The sequence below is a fragment of the Parabacteroides massiliensis genome (assembly GCF_900155425.1).
Lineage (GTDB): Bacteria > Bacteroidota > Bacteroidia > Bacteroidales > Tannerellaceae > Parabacteroides > Parabacteroides massiliensis.
Window position 1 is genome coordinate 1 of record NZ_LT700195.1, and the last position, 1,609, is coordinate 1,609.

Here is a 1,609-nt window from a genome sequence, read left to right on the forward strand (position 1 = left end):
ATTGGGAAGCCGTATTCGGGGACCTCGACAAGGTATCCTCCGAAAGCCTCCAATCCCTCCGTACCCGTCTGAAGGAATATAGCGATACCCAGAAGGACTTGCAGCCGGACAGCCTGAAAGACCTGGTACGTGCCATCGATTCCATCGACAAGAAACTTAGCGAGCGCAATCCCTTTGCGGCATTAGAATCATCCATGTCGCGGGTAAAATCCACGACCTTATCCGTCAAGGAGGCCCAGGAAGCCTATAACAAGGCCGTGGAAGAAGGGACTGAAGCCGAGCAGAAGAACGCCCGGGCCGCACTGGATGCCGCCCGAAACGCGAAGCAGAGGGCACTGGCCGAGGCTACGGATGCCCTGCACGGCAGCGTGGGGCAGGTGAAGGAATACGTGGGAGCGGCAGAAGACCTGCTGGGACTGGTGGAACAGTTCGGTATCGATCCGCCGGAATGGATGGGTGAATACCTGGAAGGTTTGGGGCAGACGCTGGACGGCTTGGAAAGCATCGACCTGACCAAACCGATGAGCGTCATTACCGGCGGTGTCAAGGCGGTAAGCGGCGCGGTGAAGACTTTGTTCAGTCTGGGCGGCACCATCAACTGGAACGGAAGCAACGCGAAAGAGGTGCAGGCCACGATAGACCGGCTGACCAGCCGGAACGAAATGCTTCAGACTTCCATCGAGGACTTGACCGACACTATCAAACAGAGCAAGGGCACCAAATCTGTAGCCGCTTACCGCGACGCTTACCGGATGCAGAAAGAGACGGATTCCAACTACCTGCAGATGGCGATGGCGCAGGCCGGTTACCACGGCAGCCACCGCTCTTGGAATTATTATTGGGATGGTTTTTCCCAGGCACAGATAGACAAGCTGAGCGGGCAGATCGGCCGCCAGTGGGACGGCAGTCTGTGGAGCCTGAGTCCGGAGGAGATGAAGGCCCTCAGAAGCAACGTGGACATGTGGACACAGATACAGGACACGGGCAAGGGCGGTTACGGCGGGCGGCTTACCGAGAAACTGGATGACTACATAGAACAGGCCGGTAAGCTGGAGGAACTGACCGACCAGCTGTATGAAGGGCTTACCGGCATTTCGTTTGATGGAATGTATGGCAGCTTTATCGATAACCTGATGAACATGAAGTATGGCGCGAAGGAGGCGGCGGAGGATATATCCGAGTACTTCATGCGGGCGATGCTGAGCAACAAGATCGGTGAGATGTACAGCGAGAAGTTGAAGGGCTGGTGGAAACGGTTCGGCAAGGCGATGGAAGACAACGACCTGACGGAAGCGGAACGGAAGGCTTTGGCCGATGAATACTTGCAGTATGTGGAAGAGGCGGTGGACCTGCGTGACAACCTGGCGGCAGCCACCGGTTATGACAAGACGCAGCAGGGCGGCACCAGTCAAAGCGCGAAAGCGGGCGGCTATACGGCCATGACGTATGACCAGGGCACGAAGCTGGAGGGCATGTTCACCGGCGGGTTGCAGCACTGGAGCAGCATGGACGACCGGCTGGAAAGCGTGGTGGAGAAGATGGACACGGCCGAGGGCCACCTGGCCCGCATCGCTGAGAACACGGGTGTAAGTGCCGGCCACCTGGGCGA

General features: G+C 58.0%; 1 pseudogene. It reads left to right on the forward strand.

Going from position 1 to position 1,609, the window contains the following annotated elements:
* Window positions 1-1,609: pseudogene (locus tag BQ9893_RS20855) on the forward strand (viral A-type inclusion protein); the annotation flags it as partial.